Source organism: Enterobacter sp. IF2SW-B1 (assembly GCF_001743375.1).
Classification (GTDB): Bacteria; Pseudomonadota; Gammaproteobacteria; order Enterobacterales; family Enterobacteriaceae; genus Enterobacter; species Enterobacter bugandensis.
In genome coordinates this window covers 179,954-204,884 of sequence record NZ_MJAA01000005.1, presented here as the reverse complement: position 1 = coordinate 204,884, position 24,931 = coordinate 179,954, and the positions used below count along the sequence as shown (strand labels likewise).

The following is a 24,931-nucleotide window of genomic DNA, read 5'->3' as shown; positions in this document are numbered from 1 at the left end:
TTAAAGTCTAAACATTTTCCGGTAGCGGCCGATAATCTTCTTTTATGCCCAGAAATATCTCGCTACCGGAAATAATATCATGCTTAAAACGCTATCGATTCGTACCGGCTTGCTCTCTTTACTGGCCGTTATGACCCTTCTGCTGCTGATTGTCAGCGGCATCGGCATTTATGCCCTCACACAGAGTTCTTCCTCACTGCAGCGCATTAATCACCTTCAGGGTGAGCAGATGGTGCAGCTGAACACCGGCTATACGCTGATCCTGCGCGCACGCAATGAGGCGGGTCAGGCCGTCCGCATGATGGAAATCGGCATGCTGGACGATGCGGCCAAAGCGGTAAAAAACATCAATCAGGAAGTCGCCCTGGCCCGGAAAACGTTAAAAGGCGTGATTGACGGCGGCGTGGCTGACGAACAGGGGCAGCAGCTCCTCGACAAAGTCGCGGCCAGCCTGGCGACGTATAACCAGCAGGGGATCGGCCCGATGCTGAAAACCCTGAATGACCAGAGCGCGGACAGCTATTACGATCTGCTGGAGAACACGCTGATTCCGGTGGCGAAGCAGTTCGATAACGACATGCAGGCGTTTCAGAAATGGAGCGAAGCGCGAGGTCAGGCGGAAGTGAGCGCCGTGCAGGCGAGTAAAACCCGCGTGCTGATCCTGATTATTGTCGCCGCGCTGCTGACGGCGGGCATTATCGCGCTCGCCTGGCTGGCGCTGCGCCATATGCTGCTCAAGCCGCTGTCGGCCTCCATTGCGCAGCTGGAGAACGTGGCGGCGGGCGATTTAACCCACACGCTGAATGCCCCGGCGAGCCAGGAGTTTAACCGCCTCAACGCGGCGATAGAGGAGATGCGTCAGTCGCTGATGAGCTCGGTTCTGCGGGTTCGCGATGCCAGCTCGCAAATTGATACCGGCAGCCGAGAGTTGACGGCGGGGAACCGGGATCTTGCCGAGCGCACCGAATCCACCGCCACGTCGCTGGAGCAGACCGCCGCCAGCATGGAGCAGATCACCGCCACGGTGAAGCTTAACGCCGACAACGCCGAGCAGGCGCACCAGCTGGCGAAGTCTGTTTCCGACACCGCCGATCACGGCAGCGAAATGGTCTGCTACGTGATTGAAAAAATGCGCGATATCTCCGGCAGTTCGGCGCGCATCGCCGACATCCTGAGCGTGATTGACGGTATTGCCTTCCAGACCAACATTCTGGCGCTTAACGCCTCCGTGGAAGCGGCGCGCGCGGGCGAGCAGGGGCGCGGGTTTGCCGTGGTCGCGGGTGAAGTCCGCAACCTTGCCAGCCGCAGCGCCGACGCGGCGAAAGAGATCCGCTCTCTGATCGGCGATTCGCAGGCCCACGTTAACGAGGGCAGCGAGCTGGCCCAGCAGGCGGGTGAAACGATGGATGAGATTGCCACCGAAGTGCTGCGCATGACCAAACTGATGCGCGAAATTGCCACCGCGTCTCAGGAGCAGAGCCGCGGCATCGAGCAGGTGAATATTGCGGTGAACCAGATGGATGAAACCGCGCAGCAGAATGCGGCGCTAGTGCAGCAATCCTCCGCCGCGACCCGCTCCCTTGAGGAGCAGTCGCGTCAGCTGATGGAAGCCATGTCATCATTTAAAGTGACGGCTCAGACTGCGGCTTAATATTTCCCAGCCCCGATGCGTTCTGTGCCGGGGCTTTATTTCTCGCGGAATTTACCGCCGCAATATTATCGTGAATATCACCCATTAATAATTCCAGCGAGCTGGTTAACGCTAACGCTTTTTCAGTCGGCTCGAGATATAAACCTTTGCGGAAAAATAACGGCTCATCAAACAGTTGATTAAAACGCTTCAACGCCAGGCTCACCGCAGGACGTGACATCTCCAGGCGCAAAGAGGCTTTTGCCATACTGCCGCAGCGGACGACTTCAATAAATACAGGGATAAGATTTAAATCAATGCCGGTATTAGCCCGGGAATAATTTTTCATTGCAATTCTGCTCCAGGAAATAAATGTCAAACTGTTATGGAAATAATGCAGGAGCAGGGGTGAAGATTAAAGCGTGATTTTTATAAACACTTATACGGTAAAATATATAAATGTGTTGGGGAGCCAGACTGGCTCCCCGGGAGAGATATTACGCGTCCGGATACTCACGGATAAAACGTTCAACGTCTTCAACCATATGGTTGTTGCCAACGAAGAACGAACGACGCTGGTGAAGGCTTTCCGGCACGATGTCCAGAATACGCTGTTTACCGTCGCTCGCCTTGCCGCCCGCCTGTTCGGCCAGGAACGCCATCGGGTTGCATTCGTACAGCAGGCGCAGCTTCCCGTCCGGGTGGCTGGCGGTGCTTGGGTAGAGGTAGATACCGCCCTTCAGCAGGTTACGGTGGAAATCCGCGACCAGAGAGCCAATGTAGCGGGACGTGTAAGGGCGCTGGGTCGCTTTATCTTCTTCCTGGCAGAATTTGATGTACTTCTTCACGCCGTTCGGGAACTTGATGTAGTTGCCTTCGTTGATGGAGTAAGTGCTGCCTTTCTCCGGGAAGCGCATACGTTCCTGGCACAGGCAGAAGACGCCCAGCGACGGATCGTAGGTAAAGGCGTGAACCCCGCATCCGGTGGTGTAGACCAGCATGGTGGACGAGCCATAAACGACGTAACCGGCCGCAACCTGGTTACTGCCTGGCTGCAGGAAATCTTCCTCGGTTACCGGCGTACCAACAGGCGTGACGCGGCGGTAGATGGAGAAAATGGTACCGACAGAAACGTTAACGTCGATGTTGGAGGAGCCGTCGAGCGGATCCATCAGTACGACGTATTTCGCGTGTTCACACCCTTCGAATACAACAATTTCATCTTCTTCTTCGGAGGCGATACCCGCAACGATGTCGCGCGCGCGCAGTGCAGCTTTCAGTTTTTCATTTGCGAACAGATCGAGTTTCTGCTGAACCTCGCCCTGAACGTTCTCGGCACCGCTGGCACCCAGGATATCGACCAGACCGGCCTTGTTGATATCACGGTGGATGATCTTAGCGCCCAGCTTTATTGCCGACAGCAAAGCAGTGAGTTCACCCGTAGCATGAGAGAACTCGTGCTGCTTTTCGACAATAAATTCACCTAACGTTTTCATAACACTTTCCCTGCATCTTTGTGAGTAGAGCGATTGTATGTTCACTAAAACGACTAAAGCCCAACAATCTTAACAAATATTCAAATAGTAGCGCAGAGGTGAATCGCGCCAGCAACATACGGATTTACCTGAAATGCGTTTCACAGCCGCTAACATGTGAGTAAAATGTGCGCCACATTAAAGAAGGATAGTGACGTATGCGCATTCATATATTGGGGATTTGTGGCACTTTCATGGGCGGACTGGCAATGCTGGCGCGCTCGCTGGGCCATGAAGTGACAGGTTCGGACGCCAATGTGTATCCGCCGATGAGCACGCTTCTGGAGAAACAGGGCATCTCTTTAATTCAGGGCTACGATGCCAGCCAGCTGGATCCCGAGCCGGATCTGGTCATCATTGGCAACGCCATGACCCGCGGTAACCCGTGCGTTGAAGCGGTGCTGGAACGCAATATTCCGTTCATGTCCGGCCCACAGTGGCTGCATGATTTCGTGCTGCGCGACCGCTGGGTGGTTGCCGTAGCCGGTACCCACGGCAAAACCACCACCGCCGGCATGGCGACCTGGATCCTCGAAGCCTGCGGCTACAAGCCGGGCTTCGTGATCGGCGGCGTGCCGGGTAACTTCGACGTCTCTGCGCGTCTCGGCGACAGCCCGTTCTTTGTGATTGAAGCGGATGAATACGACTGCGCATTCTTCGACAAGCGTTCCAAATTCGTGCACTACTGCCCGCGCACGCTGATCCTCAACAACCTTGAGTTTGACCACGCGGATATCTTTGACGACCTGAAAGCCATTCAGAAACAGTTCCACCACCTGGTGCGCATTGTTCCGGGCCAGGGCCGCATTATCCTGCCGGAGAACGACATCAACCTGAAGCAGACCATGGCGATGGGCTGCTGGAGCGAGCAGGAGCTGGTGGGCGAGCAGGGCCACTGGCAGGCGAAAAAACTCAACGCGGATGCCTCCGAGTGGGAAGTACTGCTCGACGGTGAGAAAGTGGGCGAGGTGAAGTGGGGCCTGGTGGGCGAGCACAACATGCACAACGGCCTGATGGCGATCGCCGCGGCGCGCCACGTGGGCGTGCTGCCTGCGGATGCGGCCAATGCGCTGGGGACGTTTATCAACGCCCGCCGCCGCCTGGAGCTGCGCGGCGAAGCGAACGGCGTGACGGTGTATGACGATTTCGCGCACCACCCAACGGCCATTCTGGCGACGCTTGCCGCCCTGCGTGGCAAGGTTGGCGGCACCGCGCGCATTCTGGCGGTGCTGGAACCGCGCTCGAACACCATGAAAATGGGCATCTGCAAAGACGACCTCGCGCCGTCCCTGGGACGTGCCGACGAAGTCTTCCTGCTGCAGCCGCAGCATATTCCGTGGCAGGTGGCTGAAGTGGCCGACGCCTGCATTCAGCCTGCGCACTGGAGCGCGGACGTGGATGTCTTAGCGGATATGGTGGTGAAAGCCGCACAGCCTGGCGACCACATTCTGGTGATGAGCAACGGCGGGTTCGGTGGGATCCATCAGAAGCTGCTGGACGGTCTGGCGAAGAAAGCCGCGGCCACAGAGTAAAAAAAAGCCCGGTGGCGCTAGCGCTTACCGGGCTTACATTATCTCTTCTCCCTCTCCCCTTTGGGGTGAGGGGATTACTCTGCGTTCTCAGACAGCTCGCGCAGATACTGGAAAATCAGACGCGCGGATTTCGGCGGCTTATTCCCCTCTTTCTCTTTCTTCGCGTTGCGGATCAAAGAACGCAGCTGCTGGCGGTCGGCATCCGGCCACAGGTTCAGCACTTCCGGTACCGCATCATCACCCTGTTCAATCAGACGATCGCGGATCTGCTCCAGCTTATGGAACAGCGCAACCTGCTGGTTGTGGCGGTTTTTCAGCTTGTCCAGCGCCTGACGGATCGGATCCACGTCGCGCTGACGCAGCATTTTACCGATAAGCTGAAGCTGGCGACGACGGCCTTCTTTCTTGATTTTCTGTGCCAGTTCAATGGCATCACGCAGATCCTGGTCGAGCGGGATCTTATCCAGCGCGTTTTTACCCAGTTCTACCATTTCTGCGCCAAGCTGTTTTAACTCTTCGGCGTCACGTTTAATTTCACTTTTACTGACCCAGATGATCTCATCATCTTCGTCTTCGATGTCATCACCGGGAACGTCGTCGAGCCAGTCTTCGGGCTGCTTAGTCATGTCAGGCTCCTTAAAAAAAGAGGCTAATGTTACCAGTTAAGACGCGCACTGAAAAACGGTTCTCTGTTAGACTTCACTTAACTCTCTCTTACAGTATGGCATTTGCGATGAAAGTAACCTCACAAGTTGAAGCGCAGCGTAAGATTCTGGAAGAAGCCGTCTCCACCGCGCTGACGCTCGCTTCAGGTAAATCAGATGGCGCCGAAGTGGCGGTCAGCAAAACCACCGGCATTAGCGTGAGCACCCGCTATGGCGAAGTGGAGAATGTAGAATTTAACAGCGATGGCGCGCTTGGGATCACGGTGTATCACCAGAACCGCAAAGGCAGCGCGTCGTCCACCGATCTCAGCCCGGATGCCATCGCCCGCACGGTGCAGGCGGCGCTGGATATCGCCCGTTACACCTCTCCGGATCCTTACGCAGGCGTGGCGGATAAAGATCTGCTGGCGTTTGACGCGCCGGATCTCGATCTGTTCCACCCGGCTGAAGTCACGCCGGATGAAGCGATTGAGCTGGCCGCGCGCGCCGAGCAGGCGTCTTTGCAGGCTGACAAGCGCATCACGAATACCGAAGGCGGCAGCTTCAACAGCCACTACGGCATCAAAGTTTTCGGCAACAGCCACGGCATGCTGCAGGGCTACTGCTCCACCCGTCACTCGCTTTCAAGCTGCGTAATTGCCGAAGAGAACGGCGACATGGAGCGTGACTACGCCTACACCATTGGCCGCGCGCTGGGGGATTTGCAGTCTCCTGAGTGGGTGGGCAAAGAGTGTGCCGAACGCACGCTGTCTCGCCTGTCGCCGCGTAAACTCTCCACCATGAAGGCCCCGGTCATTTTTGCCAATGAAGTGGCGACCGGCCTGTTTGGTCATCTGGTGGGCGCTATCGCGGGCGGCTCGGTGTACCGTAAATCGACCTTCCTGCTCGACTCGCTGGGCAAGCAGATCCTGCCGGAGTGGCTGACTATCGAAGAACATCCGCACCTGCTGAAAGGGCTGGCCTCCACGCCATTCGACAGCGAAGGCGTGCGCACGGAACGCCGCGATATTGTTAAAGACGGCATTCTGACCCAGTGGCTGCTGACCAACTACTCCGCGCGCAAGCTGGGGCTGAAAAGCACCGGACATGCGGGCGGGATCCACAACTGGCGCATTGCCGGTCAGGGCCTGAACTTCGAGCAGATGCTGAAAGAGATGGGCACTGGTCTGGTGGTCACCGAGCTGATGGGCCAGGGCGTAAGCGGCATCACCGGCGACTACTCTCGCGGTGCGGCAGGCTTCTGGGTCGAAAACGGCGAAATTCAGTATCCGGTGAGCGAAATTACCATCGCCGGAAACCTGAAGGACATGTGGCGCAATATCGTTACGGTCGGTAACGATATTGAAACACGTAGCAATATACAGTGTGGTTCTGTATTACTGCCGGAAATGAAAATCGCCGGCCAGTAATACCCGAAAAGCGTTTTAATAATAAAAAAGGAAGTGAGCAATGCGTAAACACCTGTTAGCGATCGTCGCGGCTTCAACGCTGGTTCTTGGCTCTTCTGCGTTTGCTGCCGATCTCGAAGACAACATGGACATACTCAGTCAAAACCTGAAGGTAGTGCAGAAAACGGACAATGCGGCGGAAATGAAAGGCGCACTGACCAAAATGCGTGAAGCGGCGCTGGACGCGCAAAAAGCGACGCCGCCAAAGCTGGAAAGCAAAGCGGCAGACAGCGCAGAAATGAAAGACTATCGCCACGGCTTTGACGTGCTGGTCGGTCAGATCGACGGCGCGCTGAAGCTGGCTAACGAAGGCAAAGTGAAGGAAGCCCAGGCGGCGGCCGACCAGTTTGTGGCGACGCGCAACACGTACCACAAGAAATACCGTTAATTGGGTGCCTGAGCTGTACGTCCTTCCTCCGTATGCGGAGGCGCACTAAGCGCCCCCGCATCCTTGCTCCCTACTGGCCGGAGCGACAATCCATCCGCGCTGTCACTTCAAGCGAGCCGTTTCGAAAACGGATCTCGCACAGTGTTTTCCTCGTCACCAGCGTTAAGATGATTATTGTCAAAGCAACAATCATCGAAACCCGGATAATTGGGGATTGGCGTTTCATGGATGCCTCCTTGCTTTAAAGCGGGCGAGGTAGCGAACTCCACGGTCGTGACGTGTCGTTTCGAGCCCCCGCCCTGATTTTCTATCAGGCGGGGCTTTCCACTTTCCGTCCCATGCCTGAGACGGTCAGTCTCAAGCACCCGCTGCCACTCTAGCGAATCCCCATAAGAAAACCTTATCTACGTCACATTTCTACGAGCCTGCTCGTAAACTTTTCCACTCCGCTTACCTGTTTAGTGCCGCTTAATAGCGTGATATTCATCACGTAAATGCGGCCGTTAATCCAGATTCACCATATTTATGTGGAACAGATCACTGCTGCGGCTCGCCTTTCCACTTCGAAGTGGAAAACAACTCGCTACAAACCCTTCACGCCCAACGTTAGTTTTATTCCAGAGCCATTAACGGGGTAAGACGAGTGATTAACGGAGCGGTAATGAACGACGTTGGGGAACAGGCGGTGCAAACAGAACAGCTCGCGAACACCATGCTGCAGCAGGTTTATGCCCTGCTGGCCCGGCACAACATCATCCCCAATGCGGTACAGGAGCAGATGCTCACCTCCCACGTTCGCGCAATGGCGCACCGGTCCGTGACCGGCGAGCCACTGCCGGAGGTTGAAGCAGAGCTGTTCGACGAAATTTCACCAGATTCAATGCAGCTTGCCCGTGAAGTGGTGGCGCAGTTTGGCAACCTTCCTGATGAAGAGGCCTGGCTGCTCTCCGTTCACTTTGAAGTCGCGAAAGACAACCTTTAAGGAGCAACACATGGAACAGATTACAGTCGTGATTGGCGATCGCCTGGGTAAAGGTCAGAAAGTGGCTGCGGGTGTGGAAAAAGCAGGTGGACGCGCAGTGGTTGTGCCGGGCATGGCGGCGGACATGAAGCTCGGCGACGTAATGAAAGCGGAAAACGCCACCTTCGGCATCTCCTTCTGCGGCAGCGGCGGCGCGGGTGCCATCACCGCCCAAACCAAATATGGCTACAAGGCCAAATACGGCATGCGTTCCGTGGAAGAGGGCGTGACCGCCATCAACGAAGGCTGCAACGTGCTGGGCTTTGGCTTTATGGATAAAGAAGAGCTGGGCGAGCGTCTGGTGCAGGCGTGGCAGAAGAAATACGGCGCATAAGCATGAAAGAACAGTTCACAACCACGGTGAGAGTGAAGGGGAAGGGCGACGCCAAAGCGCGCGCCTTTGCCGATGCCCTCAACCACGTTCAGGCAGCGGTGATGAAAGCCTCACCGCATATCTTACTGCGTATTGAGCCACAGGATGTGCAGGTTGTTCAGGCGCAAGAAGCGGTGCGTAAAGAAGCGTTTCTGTTCTTCTTTTTGCGCCGGGAAAGACGCACCTACAGCGTGGAGCTGGATGTGACCGTCAACGTGACCGCCATCAATCTTGACCGGGTGGATTTCGTCACGCAACGCTGATTATTCATAAAAGGGCAGACTGATGTTCTTAATTATATTAATAAAATCGCTCATCATTGGCGGCCTGGTTGGCGTCGGTGTCGGAGCCGGGGCTGCACGCATGTTTCATGCGCCTACCACTCAGGGTATGGGCGCGTTTCGTACCTTGGGGGAACTGAACTCCTGTGAAGGGGATCCGGCGTCCCACTTCTCCTTTGGGTTAGGTTTCTTCTTTAACGCCTGGGCCTCTTCCGTGGCTGCAGGTGCCTTCACACAGGACGTTGACCACCGCATCATCCCGAACTGGGGTGCTGCTGCACTGATGATCAAAAACCGTAACGTCGGCGAAACGCTGCACGATCCCCGCAAAATGGCGATTGCCTGCGGCGTGATTGGCATGCTCGTCGTCACCTTCCTGAACCTGACCGCCTCCTCCGTGCCGGCAGCGCTGCAGGTCACCGCCGTGAAGGTGCTGGTGCCTGCCGCGAACCTGCTGGTTAACACCGTGATGCCGGTGATCTTCTGGCTGGCGGCCATCGACGCGGGTAAAAAATCGGGCTTCTGGGCCACCATCTTCGGCGGCGCGGCGCAGCTGATCATGGGGAACGCCGTACCGGGTCTGGTTCTCGGCATCCTGATCGGTAAAGGCGTGGAAGAGAGCGGCTGGAACCACGTCACCAAAGTGATGATGGCGGCGATCGTGCTGCTGTTCGTGTTGAGCGGCTTCTTCCGCGGCTTCGACATGAAGATGATCGAATCCTTCCATCTGACCGTGCCGAACTGGCTCGACATGATCCACAACTCGCTCAGCGGTAAATAACAGGAGCCTCTACATGGAACAGAATAAAGGTTTTTGGTATGCCGACTGGTCGTTCCCGATCTTCGTTGGCCTGCTTTCCTCCGGCGTCTTCGCCGGGACGCACATGTACTACCTCTACGGCATCGGCGCGTTTAACGAAGTGGCCTTCGTGGCGATGCTGAAAGCGGGCATCGATACCGGTGTCTACGGCGCGGTGGCGGCGTTCGGCGCGAGCTTCCTGTTCGCCCGCATTATTGAAGGGTCGCTGGTGGGTATTCTCGACATCGGTGGGGCGATCCAAACCGGCGTGGGCCTCGGCGTACCGGCGCTGTTGCTGGGCGCGGGGATCATGTTCCCGGTGACCAACTTCATTGCCTCGCTGATTACCGGCCTGGTGATTGGTCTGGCGATTGGCTACGTCATCATCCTGGCGCGTAAGTTCACCATCAACCAGAGCAACTCCACCTACGGCGCAGACGTGATGATGGGCGCGGGTAACGCCTCCGGCCGCTTCCTCGGGCCGCTGATTATCCTCAGCGCGATGACTGCCTCCATTCCAATCGGCGTCGGTTCGCTGGTAGGCGCGCTGCTGTTCTACATCTGGCAGAAGCCGATTACCGGTGGCGCCATCCTCGGCGCAATGATTTTGGGCTGGCTGTTCCCGGTCGCCCTTTAATACCCGCGGGCGCATCTGCGCCCGCCCTATCAGGAGATCCTCATGTTTGATTTACTCCTGCGCCGTGCGCGCCTCGCCGACGATACCCTGACCGATATCGCCATTCAGGACGGGAAGATCGCCGCGACGGGCGAAATTGACGCTCCGTCCCGTAAAACGGTTGAGCTTAACGGTGACGTGTACGTTAGCGCGGGCTGGATTGACTCCCACGTTCACTGCTACCCGAACTCACCGATTTACCACGACGAGCCGGACAGCGTGGGTATTGCCACCGGCGTCACTACCGTGGTGGACGCGGGCAGTACCGGGGCCGACGACGTGGACGATTTTTATGAAATCACCCGCAAAGCCTCCACCGACGTCTTTGCCCTGCTGAATATCTCCCGCGTGGGGCTGATTGCCCAGAACGAACTGGCCAACATGGCAAACATTGACGCCGATGCGGTGAAGCAGGCGGTGAAGCGCCACCCTGATTTTATTGTCGGCCTGAAGGCGCGCATGAGCAGCAGCGTGGTCGGTGAAAACGGCATCACGCCGCTGGAGCGCGCCAAAGCCATCCAGAAAGAGAATGGCGATTTGCCGCTGATGGTACACATCGGCAATAACCCGCCGAACCTCGACGAAATCGCCGAGCTGTTAAGCTCCGGCGACATCATTACCCACTGCTATAACGGGAAGCCTAACCGCATTCTGACGCCGTCCGGCGAGCTGCGCGCCTCCATCACCTCCGCCCTTAAGCGCGGCGTGCGTCTGGACGTCGGCCACGGCACGGCGAGCTTCAGCTTTGAGGTGGCGAAACGCGCCATCGCGATGGGCATTCTGCCGCACACCATCAGCTCGGATATCTACTGCCGCAACCGCATCAACGGCCCGGTTGGCTCGCTGGCAAGCGTGATGTCGAAGTTTCTCGCCATCGGCATGTCATTGCCGCAGGTGATTGACTGCGTGACCTCGAACGCCGCCGACGGCCTGCGCCTGACGCGCAAGGGCCGCATTCAGCCGGGTCTCGACGCCGACCTGACGCTGTTCACGATTAAACGCCAGCCAACGGTGCTGACGGACGCTGAAAACGACAGCCTGCAGGCTGAACACATTCTGGTGCCGCTTGCCGCGATCCGCGCGGGCAAGGGCTACATGACCGAACAAGGGAGCACGGAACATGCCTTCGATTTATGAGAAGTATAATTTAAAGCAGGTTATCAACACCTCTGGCCGCATGACGGCGCTGGGCGTCTCCACGCCGCGCCCGGAAGTAGTGCAGGCGGCGATGGACGGCATGAATCATTACTTCGAGATGAAGGATCTGGTCAATAAAACCGGGGAATACATCGCGAAGCTGCTGGATGTGGAAGGCGCGACGGTGGTCTCCTGCGCGTCGGCGGGCATCGCCCAGTCCGTGGCGGCGGTGCTGGTAAAAGACAGCGACTGGCTGCTGGAAAACCTGCACGTCACCCCAATCGAGAACAATGAAATCGTCCTGCCGAAAGGCCACAACGTTAACTTTGGCGCGCCGGTCGGCACCATGGTGGCGCTGGGCGGCGGCAAGCTGGTGGAAGCGGGTTACGCCAACGAATGTTCCGCCGATCAGCTGGCGGCGGCCATCACCCCGCGCACGGCGGCGATCCTCTACATCAAATCGCACCACTGCGTGCAGAAAAGCATGCTCAGCGTCGAGCAGGCGGCAGTCGTCGCACGTAAACACTCCCTGCCGCTGATCGTTGATGCCGCGGCGGAAGAAGATCTGCACGTGTACTACCGCTCCGGCGCGGATCTGGTGATTTACAGCGGCGCGAAGGCGATCGAGGGGCCAACCAGCGGCCTGGTGATCGGCAAAACCCAGTACGTTGAGTGGGTGAAGCGCCAGACGGCGGGCATTGGCCGCGCCATGAAGGTGGGTAAAGAGGGGATCCTCGGCCTGACCTGCGCCATCGAATACTACCTGACGGCCACCAAAGAGAGCGGTGCCGAGATGGTGGCGAAGATGACGCCGTTTATCGACGCGCTCAACACCCTGAACGGCGTCACCGCCCGCGTGGTCTGGGACAGCGCGGGTCGCGATATCGCCCGCACCGAAATTAAGTTCGACGAAGCCACCACAGGCGTCGGCACGGGTGACCTGGTGATCGCGCTCAAGCAGGGCGAATACGCCATCTATTTCCGTGGCTACAAGGCCAACGAAGGGATTATCGAAGCGGACGTGCGCAGCGTAAGTGCTGACCAGCTGAACATTGTCTACCGCCGCATTGGCGAAGTATTAGGACAGGAGAAAAACGCATGAAACTGACCCCCAATTTTTACCGTGACCGCGTCTGCCTGAACGTGCTGGCCGGCTCGAAAGCCAACGCCAGCGCCATTTACGAGGCGGCGGAAGGTCACGTGCTGGTGGGCGTGCTCTCCAAAAATTACCCGGACGTGGCGAGCGCGGTCGCGGATATGCGTGAATACGCGGCGCTGATTGATAACGCGCTCTCCGTGGGGCTGGGCGCGGGCGATCCGAACCAGTCGGCGATGGTGAGCGAGATCTCCCGCCAGGTGCAGCCGCAGCACGTTAATCAGGTCTTCACCGGCGTGGCAGCGAGCCGCGCGCTGCTGGGGCAGAATGAATCGGTGGTCAATGGCCTGGTCTCTCCGACCGGTACCGTCGGCATGGTGAAAATCTCCACCGGCCCGCTGAGCAGCAAAGCGCCGGACGGCATCGTGCCGGTTGAAACGGCGATTGCCCTGCTGAAAGACTTCGGCGGCAGCTCGATTAAGTACTTCCCGATGGGCGGCCTCAAGTGCCGTGACGAATACCAGGCGGTGGCGGAAGCCTGCGCCCGTCACGACTTCTGGCTGGAGCCGACGGGGGGTATCGATCTGGAGAACTATGAGGCGATCCTGCAGATCGCCCTCGACGCGGGCGTGAGCAAAATCATCCCGCACATCTACAGTTCAATTATCGACAAAGCCAGCGGCGATACGCGTCCCGAAGATGTGCGTACGCTGCTGGCGATGACGAAGAAGCTGGTGAAGTAGAACTCACACATATAAAGGAGCCACCATGCACACCCGTAACCTGCTTGTCGCTTCACTCTCAATGCTCGCCACCGCCGCCATCGCCCAGACGCAATACGCCTGGGTGGGCACCTATAATCCGAACGGTGAAGGGCTGTACCGTTTTACCATCGACCCGCAAACCGGCGCGCTCGATAACAAAACGCTGGTGAGCAAACTGCCGAACGCGGCGCAGTTGACCCTTTCGCAAGACGGTAAAACGCTGTATCTGGCAAGCGAAGTGGAGCAGGGCGTGGTGCAGGCGCTGCGCGTCGGCGATAACGGTGAGCTGAGCGAGCTGAATCAGGTGGCCTCCGGTGGCGCCGGGCCGGTGTATCTTTCGCTAACGCCAAACGGCAAGCATCTGCTGGTGGCGAACTACGTCAGCGGATCGATTGCCGTTTTGCCCGTCAACGCGGACGGCAGCCTGGGTGACGCGACGGACAGACATCAGGACCAGGGCGAACCGGGCGCGGCGAAGCCGGAAGCGGCTGTCGAAGGTAGCTTTGCCATCAGCGATCACAACGGCCCGCATGCGCACATGATCGCCGCCGATCCGAGCGGGAAATACGTTTTTTCCACCGATCTTGGGCTGGATCGTATCTATCAGTACCGCTTTGACGATCGAACCGGAAAGCTAACGCCGAACGATCCGCCGTTTATCAGCGCCTCTTCGAAAGGTGCCGGTCCGCGCCACTTCGTCTTTACGCCGAAAGGCGATGCCCTGTGGCTGATTAACGAAGAGGCGTCGACGCTCACCCATTATGCGCTGGACAGCAACGGCAGGCTGAAAGAGGGCAAAACGGTCTCTGCCCTGCCGGACGGCTATAAAGGCACCAGTTTTGCTGCCGGGCTGGCGCTAAGCGCCGATGGTAAACAGCTGTATGTGGCGAACCGTTTGCATAACAGCATCGGGCACTTTACCGTAACAGCGGAGGGCACGCTGACGCATCAGGAGGATGTCTGGACGCGCGGCGACTACCCGCGCACCCTGACGCTCGATAAGCAGGGACGCTGGCTGTACGTCATGAACCAGCGCAGCGACAACATTACCCGTTTCCGCGTGGCGCCGGACGGCAAGCTGAGCGCCGAGCCAGACTATACCCCGGTCGGCAGCCCATCCCAGATGGTCATTTCACCCTGAGCAGTAAGAGGACAACGACGTGCGATTTCCGAACCAACGTTTAGCGCAACTTTTCGATCTGTTGCAAAACGAGACGCTGCCGCAGGACGAGCTGGCGCAGCGGCTGTCGGTCTCCACGCGAACCGTCCGCGCAGATATCACCGCCCTGAACGCGCTGCTGGCGAGCCACGGCGCGCAGTTTATTCTGAGCCGGGGTAACGGCTACCAGCTTAAAATTGACGATGCCGAGCGCTATCAGCAGCTTCAGGCATCGCACCCGCGCGCGCTGCGTATTCCCCGAACGGGACCGGAGCGCGTGCACTATCTGGTGGTGCGTTTCCTGACGTCGGCGTTTTCACTTAAGCTTGAAGATCTGGCCGACGAGTGGTTTGTCAGCCGCGCCACCTTGCAGAGCGACATGGTGGAAGTGCGCGAGTGGTTCCAGCGCTATAACCTGACGCTGGAAACCCGCCCGCGCCACGGCATGAAGCTGTTTGGCAGCGAGATGTCGGTCCGCGCCTGCCTGACCGATCTTCTGTGGGAGCTGGCGCAGCAGGACAGCCTTAACCCGCTGGTGACGGAGGTCGCGCTCAACGCCGGGGTACCGGAGCAGATGGTGGTCGTGCTTCACGACGCGCTCACCCGCCATCACATTCGTCTGACCGACGAAGGCGAACTGTTCCTGCGCCTGTACTGCGCGGTGTCGGTGCGGCGCATCAGCGAGGGGTATCCGCTGCCGGAATTCCACGCGGAAGACGTGGAAGAGAACGTGCGCGAGGCGGCGAAGGATATCGCGGTGGCCATTCAGGAGCTGGCGGGCAAGGCGCTTGCGCCATCGGAAGAGAGCTGGCTGTGCGTCCACATCGCGGCGCGGCAGATTCAGGAGATTGCCCCCAGCGCGATTAACGCCGACGACGACGAAGCGCTGGTCAACTATATCCTGCGCTACATCAACACCCACTATAACTACAACCTGCTCAGCGACGCGCAGCTGCACGCCGATCTGCTCACGCACATCAAAACCATGATCACCCGCGTGCGCTATCAAATCATGATCCCCAATCCGCTGCTGGACAACATCAAGCAGCACTATCCGATGGCGTGGGATATGACTCTCGCGGCGGTGTCGAGCTGGGGGAAATACACCCCGTATGCGATCAGCGAAAACGAGATTGGTTTTCTGGTGCTGCACATCGGCGTGGGGCTTGAGCGCCACTACAACATCGGCTACCAGCGCCAGCCGCGCGTGCTGCTGGTGTGCGACGCCGGTAATGCGATGGTGCGCATGATCGAGGCGGTGCTCCAGCGCAAATACCCGCAGATCGAGGTGACGCGCACGCTCACTCTGCGCGAATACGAGCTGGCGGATGCCATCGGCGAAGACTTTGTCATCTCCACCGCCCGCGTGAGTGAAAAATCTAAACCGGTGGTGACGATCGCCCCGTTCCCGACCGATTATCAATTGGAGCAGATCGGCAAGCTGGTGCTGGTGGACCGCACCCGCCCGTGGATGCTGGAGAAATACTTCGACGCGGCCCATTTTCGCATTCTCGACAAGCCTGTTGACCAGCAAACGCTGTTCCGCGAGCTGTGTGAACAGCTTGAGGCCGAAGGCTTTGTCGGCGCGGAGTTTCTGGATTCGGTCGTTGAGCGTGAAGCTATCGTCAGCACCATGCTCGGCGACGGCATCGCGCTGCCGCACTCCCTCGGCCTGCTGGCACAGAAAACGGTGGTCTATACGGTGCTGGCTCCGCAGGGTATTCAGTGGGGGGATGAAACGGCGCACGTCATCTTCCTGCTCGCCATCAGCAAAAGCGAGTACGAAGAGGCGATGGCGATTTACGACATCTTCGTCACTTTCCTGCGAGAACGCGCAATGACGCGCCTGTGCCAGTGCGAGGATTTTGCGGCGTTTAAGGCTGAGGCGATGGAGAGTTTGAGCCGGTTTTGAGGCCAGGCGGATAGAGGTTATCCGCCTTCATTCACCGCAAATGATGCACAACCTGGTTGCTGCTGCCGCGCCAGATCAGGGCCGGATCTTTTAAATCCTGCACGAACTTGCCGTCCACCAGCACGTTAATTAAATCCACAACTTCCTTCTGAGCTGCATTCAGCTCATCCAGCTTATATCCCGTCCAGACCCAGATATCTTTTCCCGCACACTCGCGGCGGATGCGCTTCACCAGCTTCAGGATCTCCGGCACGTTTTGCGGATGGAGCGGATCGCCGCCGGAGAGCGAAATCCCCTGGCGTTTGATGCGCGTGTCGTTCAGGTCGTCGATGATGCGGTCTTCCATTTCGGCGGTAAACGGCATGCCGGAATTTACGCGCCAGGTGCTTTTGTTGTAGCAGCCGGGGCACTCGTGAACGCAACCTGAAACGAACAGGGTGCAGCGGGTGCCGGGGCCGTTGACAATATCGACGGGGTAGTACTGATGGTAGTTCATAGCGGTTAACCAAGCCGGGTACAGTGTGAGTGCGGATTGTAGGCCCGGTAAGCGTAGCGCCACCGGGCATAAATGTGGCAGTGGCTCAACCGATCTGCCCATTCCCCAGATGTTTCACCCGGCGCTTCACCTCTTCCTGCTTGCCGGCGTTAAACGGACGGGCATCCGGGCTGCCGAGATAGCCGCACACGCGACGGGTCACGGAGACACGGGCTGCATCGTGGTTGCCGCATTTCGGGCAGGTAAAGCCTTTGCTCGTACACTCGAACTCACCGGTAAAGCCACACTCGTAGCATTCGTCGATTGGCGTATTGGTCCCGTAATACGGCACGTGCTGATAGCTATAATCCCACACGTCTTCCAGCGCCTTCAGGTTGTGCTGGATGTTCGGGTACTCGCCGTAGCAGATGAAGCCGCCGCTGGCGATGGGCGGATAGGCCGCTTCGAAGTCGATCTTGTCGTACGGGTTTACCTTTTTCTCCACGTCGAGGTGGAAGCTGTTGGTGTAGTACCCTTTGTCGGTCACGCCTTCCACAATCCCGAACGCGGCGGTGTCCAGACGGCAGAAGCGGTCGCACAGGTTCTCGCTCGGCGTACTGTAGAGGCTAAACCCGTAGCCAGTTTCCTCTTTCCACTGGTCAACCGCGTCGCGCAGGCGCTGGACAATCGCAATGCCTTTTTCGCGCAGGGCCTCGCTGTCGTACATATGCGCGTCGCCAGACAGGGCGTTGATGGTTTCGTGGATGCCGATATAGCCCAGCGAAATCGACGCGCGGCCGTTTTTGAAGATCTCGGACACGTCATCGTCCGCCTTCAGGCGCACGCCGCAGGCCCCTTCCATATAGAGGATGGGCGCCACGCGGGCTTTCACCCCTTCAAGGCGTGCGATACGGGTCATCAGCGCCTTACGCGCCAGCTGCAGGCGCTTATCCAGCAGTTTCCAGAATTCAGCTTCATTGCCTTTGGCCTCCAGCGCGATGCGCGGCAGGTTCAGGCTGATGACGCCCAGGTTGTTACGCCCGTCGTGGATCTGCTCGCCGTTTTCATCCTCGTACACCCCGAGGAAACTGCGGCAGCCCATAGGCGTTTTAAACGAGCCGGTGACTTTTACCACCTGGTCGTAGTTCAGAATGTCCGGGTACATGCGCTTGCTCGCGCACTCCAGCGCCAGTTGTTTGATGTCGTAGTTCGGATCGCCAAACTTGTGGTTCAGGCCGTCGCGGATGGCGAACACCAGTTTCGGGAACACCGCGGTTTTGCGGTTCTTGCCGAGGCCGGAAATACGGTTGCGCAGAATGGACTGCTGGATCAGGCGTGATTCCCAGCTGGTGCCCAGGCCAAAACCGAAGGTCACAAACGGCGTCTGCCCGTTGGCGGTATGCAGCGTGTTCACTTCATATTCCAGCGACTGGAACGCGTCGTAGCACTCTTTTTCGGTACGGGAGCGCGCATAGCCGTCCGCGTCCGGGATCTGCCACTCTTCGGCAGTTTTCCGATGCTTGTTGAAGCTCGCCGTCACGAACGGGGCCAGCACTTCGTCAATGCGGTTTATGGTGGTCCCGCCATAAATGTGGCTCGCCACCTGAGCGATGATCTGTGCCGTTACCGCTGTCGCCGTGGAGATCGACTTAGGCGGTTCAATCTCGGCGTTACCCATTTTAAAGCCCTGGGTCAGCATGCCTTTCAGGTCGATCAGCATGCAGTTGAACATCGGGAAGAACGGCGAGTAATCGAGGTCGTGATAGTGGATCTCGCCGCGCTCGTGTGCCGAGACCACGTCGCGCGGCAGCAGATGCTGGCGGGCATAGTGTTTGGCGACGATACCGGCCAGCAGATCGCGCTGGGTCGGGATCACTTTGCTGTCTTTGTTGGCGTTTTCATTGAGCAGGGCAGAGTTGGTCTGCTCCACCAGGCCACGGATCTCCTGATTCAGGCGACCGCGCTTCTCACGCTGCACGTCGCGATCGTGGCGATACTCAATGTAGGCGCGGGCTAACTGTTTGTAGGGGCCAGCCATCAGCTGGTTTTCAACCGCGGTCTGGATCTCGTTGATATCGACCTGGCTGCGTTCAGTCATCTGGCTGCTAACGACTTCTGCGACGGTGGCGCAGTAATCTGCGTCATCGACTCCCGCTGCTTTAGCTGCACGCAGAATGGCTTCCTGGATGCGCTCTGATTTAAACGGCACTTTACAGCCATCACGTTTCATCACATGCGGTGTCATGATCACTCCATTTTTAAAAACAGGTTATCCACAGAGGTGGAGAAGTATTCACCGGACGTATTCCCCGCCAGGCCAAAGACTTCCCCCGTTCCCAGCTCGTGTTATCCACAATTCCGGCCAGCGTAAGCGCCGTCTTGTTGTTGGAATAGTAGACGATTAATACAAGATGTTGGGTCGGCGTGCATTTTAAGTTCTACATATAGTGATTTGCATCAAACAAGTTTGCGATTTATTTGACGCAGAACAAAGTAAAAAGACGAGAGTACAAACGGCGGGCGCTTCAGCCTTTGTAAAGACGCGAAGGAAAAATCTGATTAATTATTCAACAAAAACAAGCGCTCAACGTGGTACATGCTGAGCGCCGTTCGGTTAATTCATCGCGCAGGCCCAGCTCAATCCTGCCTGTAAAAAGGCTGCGGTAGCGATACTGCCCAGTATCACCGGAATGAGAAGGGAGCGGTCAGGGGCCGCATCCTGTTTTTGAGGTTCTTCAGCACTCAGGGCGGACATCGCCTCTTCCCGGGTGCGCGCCGCCAGAAGCTGCGCGCGCACTCGATCTTCTGTCAATAAACTGGTCAGCGTCGTCAGCAGTTGCATGTGGGTACTGCCTGCTTCCGCGGGCGGAATGGCGAGCAGGAAAACCATTCTGACCTCTTCATCACCGTCCAGCCCCGGCCAGCGTATCGGGTCGTCAAAGAGTGCCACACAAAACGCCGCCTGCTGCACCGCCTCGGTTTTACCGTGCGGAACGGCGAGCGCTTCACCCAGCGCGGTAGGGCCTTCGCTTTCGCGCTGTAACACGCTCTGGATGAATGTTTCTTCATCGCAGATGATTTTTCGCCTGGCGAGCGGTTCGGCGAGCCAGCGGATCAGCGCTTCAGGCGTACGGTGCGGCGGGTTGATAAAAACAAGATCGGGGTGCGTCAATGCAAGCAAGTTCATATTAAGCCTCCATCAAAAAATCGCAGGTTGCGAAAGGGGGGATTGCCGTTACCGGCGGCACAGGCTCTTCCAGATAGTTGATCTGACGTAGCCCCGCCAGACTTTCCGGGACGGGAACCGGTTGCGTCCCGGCGTTAAACACCCGGACGACGGTGCCATTCGACCGTTGCGCATGGGGCATGGCAGAAAGGACTAGCGGCTCCGGCAGGGTCAATAATGAAAATTGTGCCGGAAGCTGATGCTCGGGCAGACGCAACGCAAAGCGTTCAAGGCGGTGATCGAGCGTATGTAGCGTTTGCCGCTGATAGGTGAAAGGCTGTCCCGCAGCCTGGTTTTCCAGCTGGCGAAGCGTGAGATGGTCGGCGTTGTCGGCCAGCGCGACGGTAAATGAAAAGTGCAGCGGTTTCAGTAACTGGGCGTCGGGGGTCTCAACCACCGTATTATTAATGCCGGACGCCCGGCCCGGTCGCCAGTCGAGATCGTTGCGCCCGAGCACGCCCGTCGCTTTAAATAACGTCAGGGCAATCGTCGCGGGTTCGCTGCCGATAATCTGAAATTCCTTCATACCGCGACTATTCACCACCAGCGCTTTGCCCGCTTCCGCGACAGCAATAATGCCTTCGGTGGTTTCGATATCCACGGGCATCTCGCGATAGCGCTCCTGCCAGTTTTCACTCTCACACCCCGTATCGCGCTGGATTATCGCGAAGGGCTGGGAGGCGATAGCGTGACGGGTGCGAATATCGCTGCCGATCAGTAAACGTAGCCGGTGATCGCAGTGGTTGTTTTCCAGCGAAGCCTCGATGTACAGGTTCGGATCGTCTTCGCGTAATGTGCACTCCAGACGAATGGATAACGGCGTTCGGGCAGTATCCTGGCGTCCGGCGAGATCTGGCGGAAGAAGCAGGGTGGCTTCAACGATCAGCTTTTCGACAAGCGGCGTTTTCAGGCAGCCGACGAGCGTGAAATGGTCGCATCGCGTCGGCGTATCGCCCGCAAGCGGTGAGAAATCGTAGCTGTCGCCCGCATCTGCACAGTCTTCAAGGGTAAAGAACGAGGGGATGCATCTGCCGCTGCGTTTGTCGTGCAGGGTTAGCGTTCCGTCGTCCAGCGTTAATCGATACTGTGCATTCTCTATCTCGCTGCCCGTTGTCTGTTCAGGCTGCCGGAAAGGCGCCGGGTCATCTTCAACGTTAACGCTGAGATAGCCGACCGGCGGCAGAACCGGTGTTTTCACAGCAACGTGCCAGCGGTAATAAGGGGGAAGGGGCGTTTCACACTCGCCTTCGGCGTTAAGGGAGATCGCCGTTCCGCCGGGCAACACGTCTCTTTTCAGGACGTCGAAGGGGATAGCCTGCCCCTGATACGTCAGGGCGATATTTTCAGCGCGGCTATAGAGAGTGGTTTTCACCACGCGCTGCGTTTGCGTGGCCAGCGGGTTAAAAATCAGCAGATCGCCTTCCCGAGCGCAGCCGGCGGCCAGCGTTTTTACCACCAGGTTCCACAGGCTGTGGCACAGCTGTTCGGTTTGCTCCAGTCGATGCAAAATATCGCGGTTGGTGGCATCGCTGTTACAGCCGCCGATGGAGTCATGGGCATGGCTTCGCAACAGCTTCTTCCAGAGCGTATCGACCACCGAGAGGTTGACCGGGAGCGCCTGATGACGCGCCATGGCGATTGTCGGCTCCAGCTGCCGCAGGATGAACTGCTCAACTGCATCATTTTTCTTTTTAATGTCGTAGCGCACGGAGCCGATCGTTTTATGGATGCGGGTGTAGCGCGGCGATTTCAGCTCTCCTTCCCAGCGTTCAAACTGCTCACGCTGCGCGCGCAGAATGTCGACGTAGCGCTCCAGCGAACTGATGACGTACCGGTCCTCATCCGGGGAGCGTGCGCTGGCGACCTGCAGGATTTTCGGCAGCGCCGGGTCGATGCTGACCTGATCGCCGCCGCAGGGCAGCAGCAGGTCATTTATTCCGGCCCGCGAGCGCAGGAGATTGACCATCGGATAGATTTTTCCCTGCAAATGGCTCGCGTCTGAAGAGATGTTTTTAGCCGCGCCATAACCGAGCGCCATCGCGCAGGCGATAACGGTCGCCCCTGACGGCGCGCGCCAGAGGAACTGGCTGCTTTTCGCCTGTCTGTCGTGATCGATGCCGCGCCAGAAGACGATATTGTCGATATTGCAGCCCTGCAAAATCGTGGGCATCTGCGCATTGTGGCCGAAGGTATCCGGAAGATACCCAACCTGCATGGCGTGCCCCAGCGTCCGGGCAGAAAAGATGCCGTATTTGAGGTTGCGGATAATGGATTCGCCATGCACGTTGTAGGTGTCCGTCTGGGTATACCACGGCCCCACAAAAATCCTTTTCGCTCTGACCAGCGTCTCCAGCCTGGTGCGATACTCGGGATTGATGGCGAGAAAGTCCTCTACCACCGCCATCTGTCCATCAAGGTGATAGCAGCTGTAAGCCGGGTCGTGCTCCAGCGTGTCGATGACGTCCGCAAAGTTATATGACGCCAGCACCATGCTGTCCTGACGGGTGAAATACCACTCCTGATCCCAGTGCGTATGGGCAATGACGTGGATCTGATTCATGACCTTCCCCTTAGCTGGCGTTCTTTGGGCTGACGTAAAGCACGCCCAGGGCGCAAATCAGTGCGCCAATAAAGACGCTCGCCAGGTAGCCCGCCACGTTGGTTGCCAGCGGCCAGCCCCAGATGGCCGGCAGCGGCAGCGTCTGCTTCACGCCGAGTGCAATGGCGACCAGCGCGCCGGCGACGGCACCGGTCATGAACACCGGGATCAGACGTGGGTTTTTCAGGATGAACGGGATCGCGCCTTCGGAGATCCCAATCACGCCCAGCAGCAACGAGGTGCTGCCAACGGTTTTCTCTTCCCGGCTAAAAACATCCGGTAATCCAAAGCGGCCGTTGAGGAACGCGGCAAAGCCGACGCCAATAGAGGGGATCACGATGGAGAGTTCGCGGGCGGTGAGATCAAACGTTTCGCTCATGCCATTCAGGCCGAGCGCGACTGAGCCTGCCGCCTTGTTGACCGGGCCGCCCAGGTCGAACGCGGTGCCTGCGGCGATCATCGCGGAATAGAATCCGCGCCCGGTGTCACCTGCCGAGGTAAAAAAGACCACCATCAGCTGGTTAAGCGAGCCGAAAATCGGGTTAATCAAATATTCCATGACCATCACCAGCGTAATGCCGGTGATGAGCGGGACGACCAGCATGGTCTTGATGGTCGTGAGCTGCTGGCGGACGTGAATGGAATCATTCAGCCAGCGCACCAGATAGCCCACAAAAAAGCCAATGCCGATCGCGCCGAAAAAGCCGGACGGCATAAAGCCTTCGATATCAAAGAAGCGCTTATAGACCTCGTCTGACATGATGCCGCCGATAAGTCCGGGGATCAGCGCCGGTTTGCCGGCAATGGAAAACGCCAGATACATGGCGAAAACCGGATACATGAACTTAATGGTCATAAAGCCCACTTTATCCAGCACGCTGAACGGCGAATGGTCGATGTTAATAAACTGGCCGGTAATTTTGGCCGTTGCCATCATCAGCCCGCCCATGACCACCACCGGCAGCATATAGCTGATGGCCGCCATGATATGGCCAATAAAAATCTGGTAAGCCGAAGGCTGGAGTTCGTCTTCATGTACGACAGTCGTGACGTTTTTTTCCATGGCAAGCGCCTGACGCAGATAGCGATCGGTATGCTTGATCAGCTCTTGCGTGCGGGTCTGAAGGTGGGGAATGTTTTCAAAGCGCTCGGCATCCTGAATGGGGACGTCGGTTGCCAGAATAATGGCCGTGGCGGAGGCAATATCCTGCTTCGTTAAGCGGTTTTTAACGCCGTCGCTGCCCTGCGTTTCGACCTTAACCTCAATATTGTGCTCTTTAGCCCATGCAATAATTTTATTCGCCGCCATAAAGGTATGTGCAATGCCCGTCGGGCAGGCCGTTACCGCGACAACTTTCTGTTTCGTCATTGTCATAATTCCCTGGATGTGAAAACAGGGAAAGTATAAAGAGAACCTAAAACAGTTTTTAACGTTTGCTAATACTAATTACGTATCGTGATACGCGTAAATGCAATGTGTGAAGCGCCTTCCAGAGACTATTTCTCTGTTGTGTTAATATCATGCCGGGATTAAACAGGGTGTAATATATGAATTCATTCCAGGGAAGTGAACGCTTGATATTTGAATACATTCAGCATCACGCGTGTAATATTTCTAATATTTCGGCAAAAGAGATTGCCCGTGATACCTTTACAACGACAACATCCGTGAATCGTGTGTGTAAAAAAATGGGGTATAAAAGCTATACCGAACTTCGGTATCGTTTTTTACGCGATCATTTTACCACTGCGCCTGCAGTGCCCGACGCGGGTCCGCACGCGGACGACATTGTGGCGGAGGTGTCCAGGCTGCTCATCCATTCCAGCCATATCTATCTGTACGCACGCGGCGCCTCGCTTACCAGCCTCAACTACCTGTCGCGCTTTTTATCGCTGGCGAGCCTGCCGCATCTTATTTTGAATGACATGCACCAGCTGACACGGGTATCGAAGGGGACGCTGGTGCTGATCAGCAAATCCGGGGAGACACAGTCGCTGATAGAAATGGCGCGAAACGCGCTGCGCAAGGGCCTAAAGATTATTGCAATTACCCGTCAGGGGGCGACGCTGGCGTCGATCTCAACGCTATGCTGGCCGTTATCGATCGACATTAACGCGGTATCGCTGTATCAGCGGGAGGGACAGCTTGAACTGTTAAGCGCCGTGGACCGTATCGGCTGCAGGCTGCTGCAGCACGATACGGTGTAGTCAGGCC

The 24,931-nt window shown here is 57.5% G+C and carries 24 protein-coding genes; 15 read left to right on the top strand and 9 right to left on the bottom strand.

Translation table 11 applies throughout. The annotated features are described in order from the left end of the window. The first annotated feature begins 79 nt into the window (after window positions 1-79). Window positions 80-1,651 (top strand): methyl-accepting chemotaxis protein, encoded by a 1,572-nt coding sequence (locus A6013_RS12675; protein ID WP_045631253.1) that lies wholly within the window; start codon window positions 80-82, stop codon window positions 1,649-1,651. Here the strand turns inward: A6013_RS12675 and A6013_RS12670 are convergent. Together A6013_RS12670 and fbp are read right to left on the bottom strand one after the other, a co-directional pair. Next, complete coding sequence (locus A6013_RS12670) at window positions 1,623-1,979, bottom strand: LysR family transcriptional regulator (protein ID WP_049138563.1); 357 nt, start codon at window positions 1,977-1,979, stop codon at window positions 1,623-1,625. The two genes, A6013_RS12675 and A6013_RS12670, sit on opposite strands and share 29 nt — an antisense overlap. A 148-nt stretch (window positions 1,980-2,127) precedes the next feature. Then, complete coding sequence (gene fbp, locus A6013_RS12665) at window positions 2,128-3,126, bottom strand: class 1 fructose-bisphosphatase (protein WP_028015293.1); 999 nt, start codon at window positions 3,124-3,126, stop codon at window positions 2,128-2,130. Between the two features lie 197 nt (window positions 3,127-3,323). Here fbp and mpl point away from each other — a divergent pair, with 197 nt between their 5' ends. Beyond that, on the top strand, window positions 3,324-4,697 hold the full coding sequence (gene mpl, locus A6013_RS12660) for a UDP-N-acetylmuramate:L-alanyl-gamma-D-glutamyl-meso-diaminopimelate ligase (protein WP_069733187.1): 1,374 nt from the start codon (window positions 3,324-3,326) through the stop codon (window positions 4,695-4,697). 74 nt (window positions 4,698-4,771) lie between these two features. Here the strand turns inward: mpl and yjgA are convergent, their stop codons facing one another. Continuing rightward, a complete protein-coding gene (gene yjgA, locus A6013_RS12655) occupies window positions 4,772-5,323 on the bottom strand; it encodes a ribosome biogenesis factor YjgA (RefSeq protein ID WP_028015295.1) in 552 nt (183 codons plus the stop codon). Window positions 5,324-5,418: 95 nt separating this feature from the next. On the opposite strand from yjgA, the gene pmbA reads away from it, so the two are divergent. Beyond that, on the top strand, window positions 5,419-6,771 hold the full coding sequence (gene pmbA, locus A6013_RS12650) for a metalloprotease PmbA (RefSeq protein WP_032644960.1): 1,353 nt from the start codon (window positions 5,419-5,421) through the stop codon (window positions 6,769-6,771). 40 nt (window positions 6,772-6,811) lie between these two features. Continuing rightward, window positions 6,812-7,198 (top strand): cytochrome b562, encoded by a 387-nt coding sequence (gene cybC, locus A6013_RS12645; protein WP_028015297.1) that lies wholly within the window; start codon window positions 6,812-6,814, stop codon window positions 7,196-7,198. Window positions 7,199-7,268: 70 nt separating this feature from the next. On the opposite strand, the gene A6013_RS12640 is transcribed toward cybC, so the two are convergent. Beyond that, on the bottom strand, window positions 7,269-7,424 hold the full coding sequence (locus A6013_RS12640; protein ID WP_041911460.1) for a Hok/Gef family protein: 156 nt from the start codon (window positions 7,422-7,424) through the stop codon (window positions 7,269-7,271). Between the two features lie 417 nt (window positions 7,425-7,841). On the opposite strand from A6013_RS12640, the gene A6013_RS12635 reads away from it, so the two are divergent. Genes A6013_RS12635 through A6013_RS12590 form a run of 10 tightly spaced genes read left to right on the top strand, consistent with a single transcriptional unit; the run spans window position 7,842 to window position 16,416 of the window. Further along, window positions 7,842-8,180, top strand: a complete 339-nt coding sequence (locus tag A6013_RS12635) for a PRD domain-containing protein (protein ID WP_026080657.1) — start codon at window positions 7,842-7,844, stop codon at window positions 8,178-8,180. A gap of 10 nt (window positions 8,181-8,190) precedes the next feature. Continuing rightward, window positions 8,191-8,553: an SFCGS family glycine-rich protein gene (locus A6013_RS12630; RefSeq protein ID WP_023293430.1), complete on the top strand. Its 363-nt coding sequence runs from the start codon at window positions 8,191-8,193 to the stop codon at window positions 8,551-8,553. Window positions 8,554-8,555: 2 nt separating this feature from the next. Beyond that, window positions 8,556-8,855: a DUF4312 family protein gene (locus A6013_RS12625; RefSeq protein WP_008501409.1), complete on the top strand. Its 300-nt coding sequence runs from the start codon at window positions 8,556-8,558 to the stop codon at window positions 8,853-8,855. Between the two features lie 22 nt (window positions 8,856-8,877). Further along, window positions 8,878-9,654, top strand: a complete 777-nt coding sequence (locus A6013_RS12620; RefSeq protein ID WP_023310182.1) for a DUF4311 domain-containing protein — start codon at window positions 8,878-8,880, stop codon at window positions 9,652-9,654. A 13-nt stretch (window positions 9,655-9,667) separates the two neighbouring features. Then, a complete protein-coding gene (locus A6013_RS12615) occupies window positions 9,668-10,309 on the top strand; it encodes a DUF4310 family protein (protein WP_003856081.1) in 642 nt (213 codons plus the stop codon). Between the two features lie 42 nt (window positions 10,310-10,351). After that, on the top strand, window positions 10,352-11,485 hold the full coding sequence (locus tag A6013_RS12610; RefSeq protein WP_069733186.1) for an amidohydrolase/deacetylase family metallohydrolase: 1,134 nt from the start codon (window positions 10,352-10,354) through the stop codon (window positions 11,483-11,485). Then, on the top strand, window positions 11,469-12,587 hold the full coding sequence (locus tag A6013_RS12605; protein WP_069733185.1) for a DgaE family pyridoxal phosphate-dependent ammonia lyase: 1,119 nt from the start codon (window positions 11,469-11,471) through the stop codon (window positions 12,585-12,587). The genes A6013_RS12610 and A6013_RS12605 overlap by 17 nt, the downstream gene beginning before the upstream one ends. Further along, the gene (locus A6013_RS12600; protein ID WP_041911457.1) at window positions 12,584-13,324 is read left to right on the top strand and encodes a KDGP aldolase family protein; all 741 of its coding nucleotides are present in this window, start codon (window positions 12,584-12,586) and stop codon (window positions 13,322-13,324) included. The genes A6013_RS12605 and A6013_RS12600 overlap by 4 nt, the downstream gene beginning before the upstream one ends. Window positions 13,325-13,349: 25 nt before the next feature. Beyond that, window positions 13,350-14,486, top strand: coding sequence for a lactonase family protein (locus A6013_RS12595; RefSeq protein ID WP_069733184.1), 1,137 nt, complete (start codon window positions 13,350-13,352; stop codon window positions 14,484-14,486). 19 nt (window positions 14,487-14,505) lie between these two features. Continuing rightward, window positions 14,506-16,416 carry a transcription antiterminator gene (locus tag A6013_RS12590; RefSeq protein WP_048999489.1) on the top strand — a complete coding sequence of 637 codons (1,911 nt, stop codon included), beginning with the start codon at window positions 14,506-14,508 and terminating at the stop codon, window positions 16,414-16,416. A 31-nt stretch (window positions 16,417-16,447) separates the two neighbouring features. Here A6013_RS12590 and nrdG read toward each other — a convergent pair whose 3' ends face one another. The 5 genes from nrdG to A6013_RS12565 all read right to left on the bottom strand — a co-directional run bounded on the left by nrdG (window position 16,448) and on the right by A6013_RS12565 (window position 24,085). Next, window positions 16,448-16,912 carry an anaerobic ribonucleoside-triphosphate reductase-activating protein gene (gene nrdG, locus A6013_RS12585; protein WP_059357787.1) on the bottom strand — a complete coding sequence of 155 codons (465 nt, stop codon included), beginning with the start codon at window positions 16,910-16,912 and terminating at the stop codon, window positions 16,448-16,450. Between the two features lie 85 nt (window positions 16,913-16,997). Then, on the bottom strand, window positions 16,998-19,136 hold the full coding sequence (gene nrdD / locus A6013_RS12580; protein WP_069733183.1) for an anaerobic ribonucleoside-triphosphate reductase: 2,139 nt from the start codon (window positions 19,134-19,136) through the stop codon (window positions 16,998-17,000). A gap of 369 nt (window positions 19,137-19,505) precedes the next feature. Further along, on the bottom strand, window positions 19,506-20,078 hold the full coding sequence (locus A6013_RS12575) for a fructose PTS transporter subunit IIA (protein WP_048960128.1): 573 nt from the start codon (window positions 20,076-20,078) through the stop codon (window positions 19,506-19,508). A 1-nt stretch (window position 20,079) separates the two neighbouring features. Next, window positions 20,080-22,677 carry a glycoside hydrolase family 38 C-terminal domain-containing protein gene (locus A6013_RS12570; RefSeq protein ID WP_069733182.1) on the bottom strand — a complete coding sequence of 866 codons (2,598 nt, stop codon included), beginning with the start codon at window positions 22,675-22,677 and terminating at the stop codon, window positions 20,080-20,082. A gap of 10 nt (window positions 22,678-22,687) precedes the next feature. Continuing rightward, on the bottom strand, window positions 22,688-24,085 hold the full coding sequence (locus A6013_RS12565) for a PTS fructose transporter subunit IIC (RefSeq protein ID WP_072058717.1): 1,398 nt from the start codon (window positions 24,083-24,085) through the stop codon (window positions 22,688-22,690). 179 nt (window positions 24,086-24,264) lie between these two features. Between A6013_RS12565 and A6013_RS12560 the strand changes: the two genes are divergently transcribed. Further along, the gene (locus tag A6013_RS12560) at window positions 24,265-24,924 is read left to right on the top strand and encodes a MurR/RpiR family transcriptional regulator (RefSeq protein WP_069733181.1); all 660 of its coding nucleotides are present in this window, start codon (window positions 24,265-24,267) and stop codon (window positions 24,922-24,924) included. Window positions 24,925-24,931: the final 7 nt, after the last annotated feature.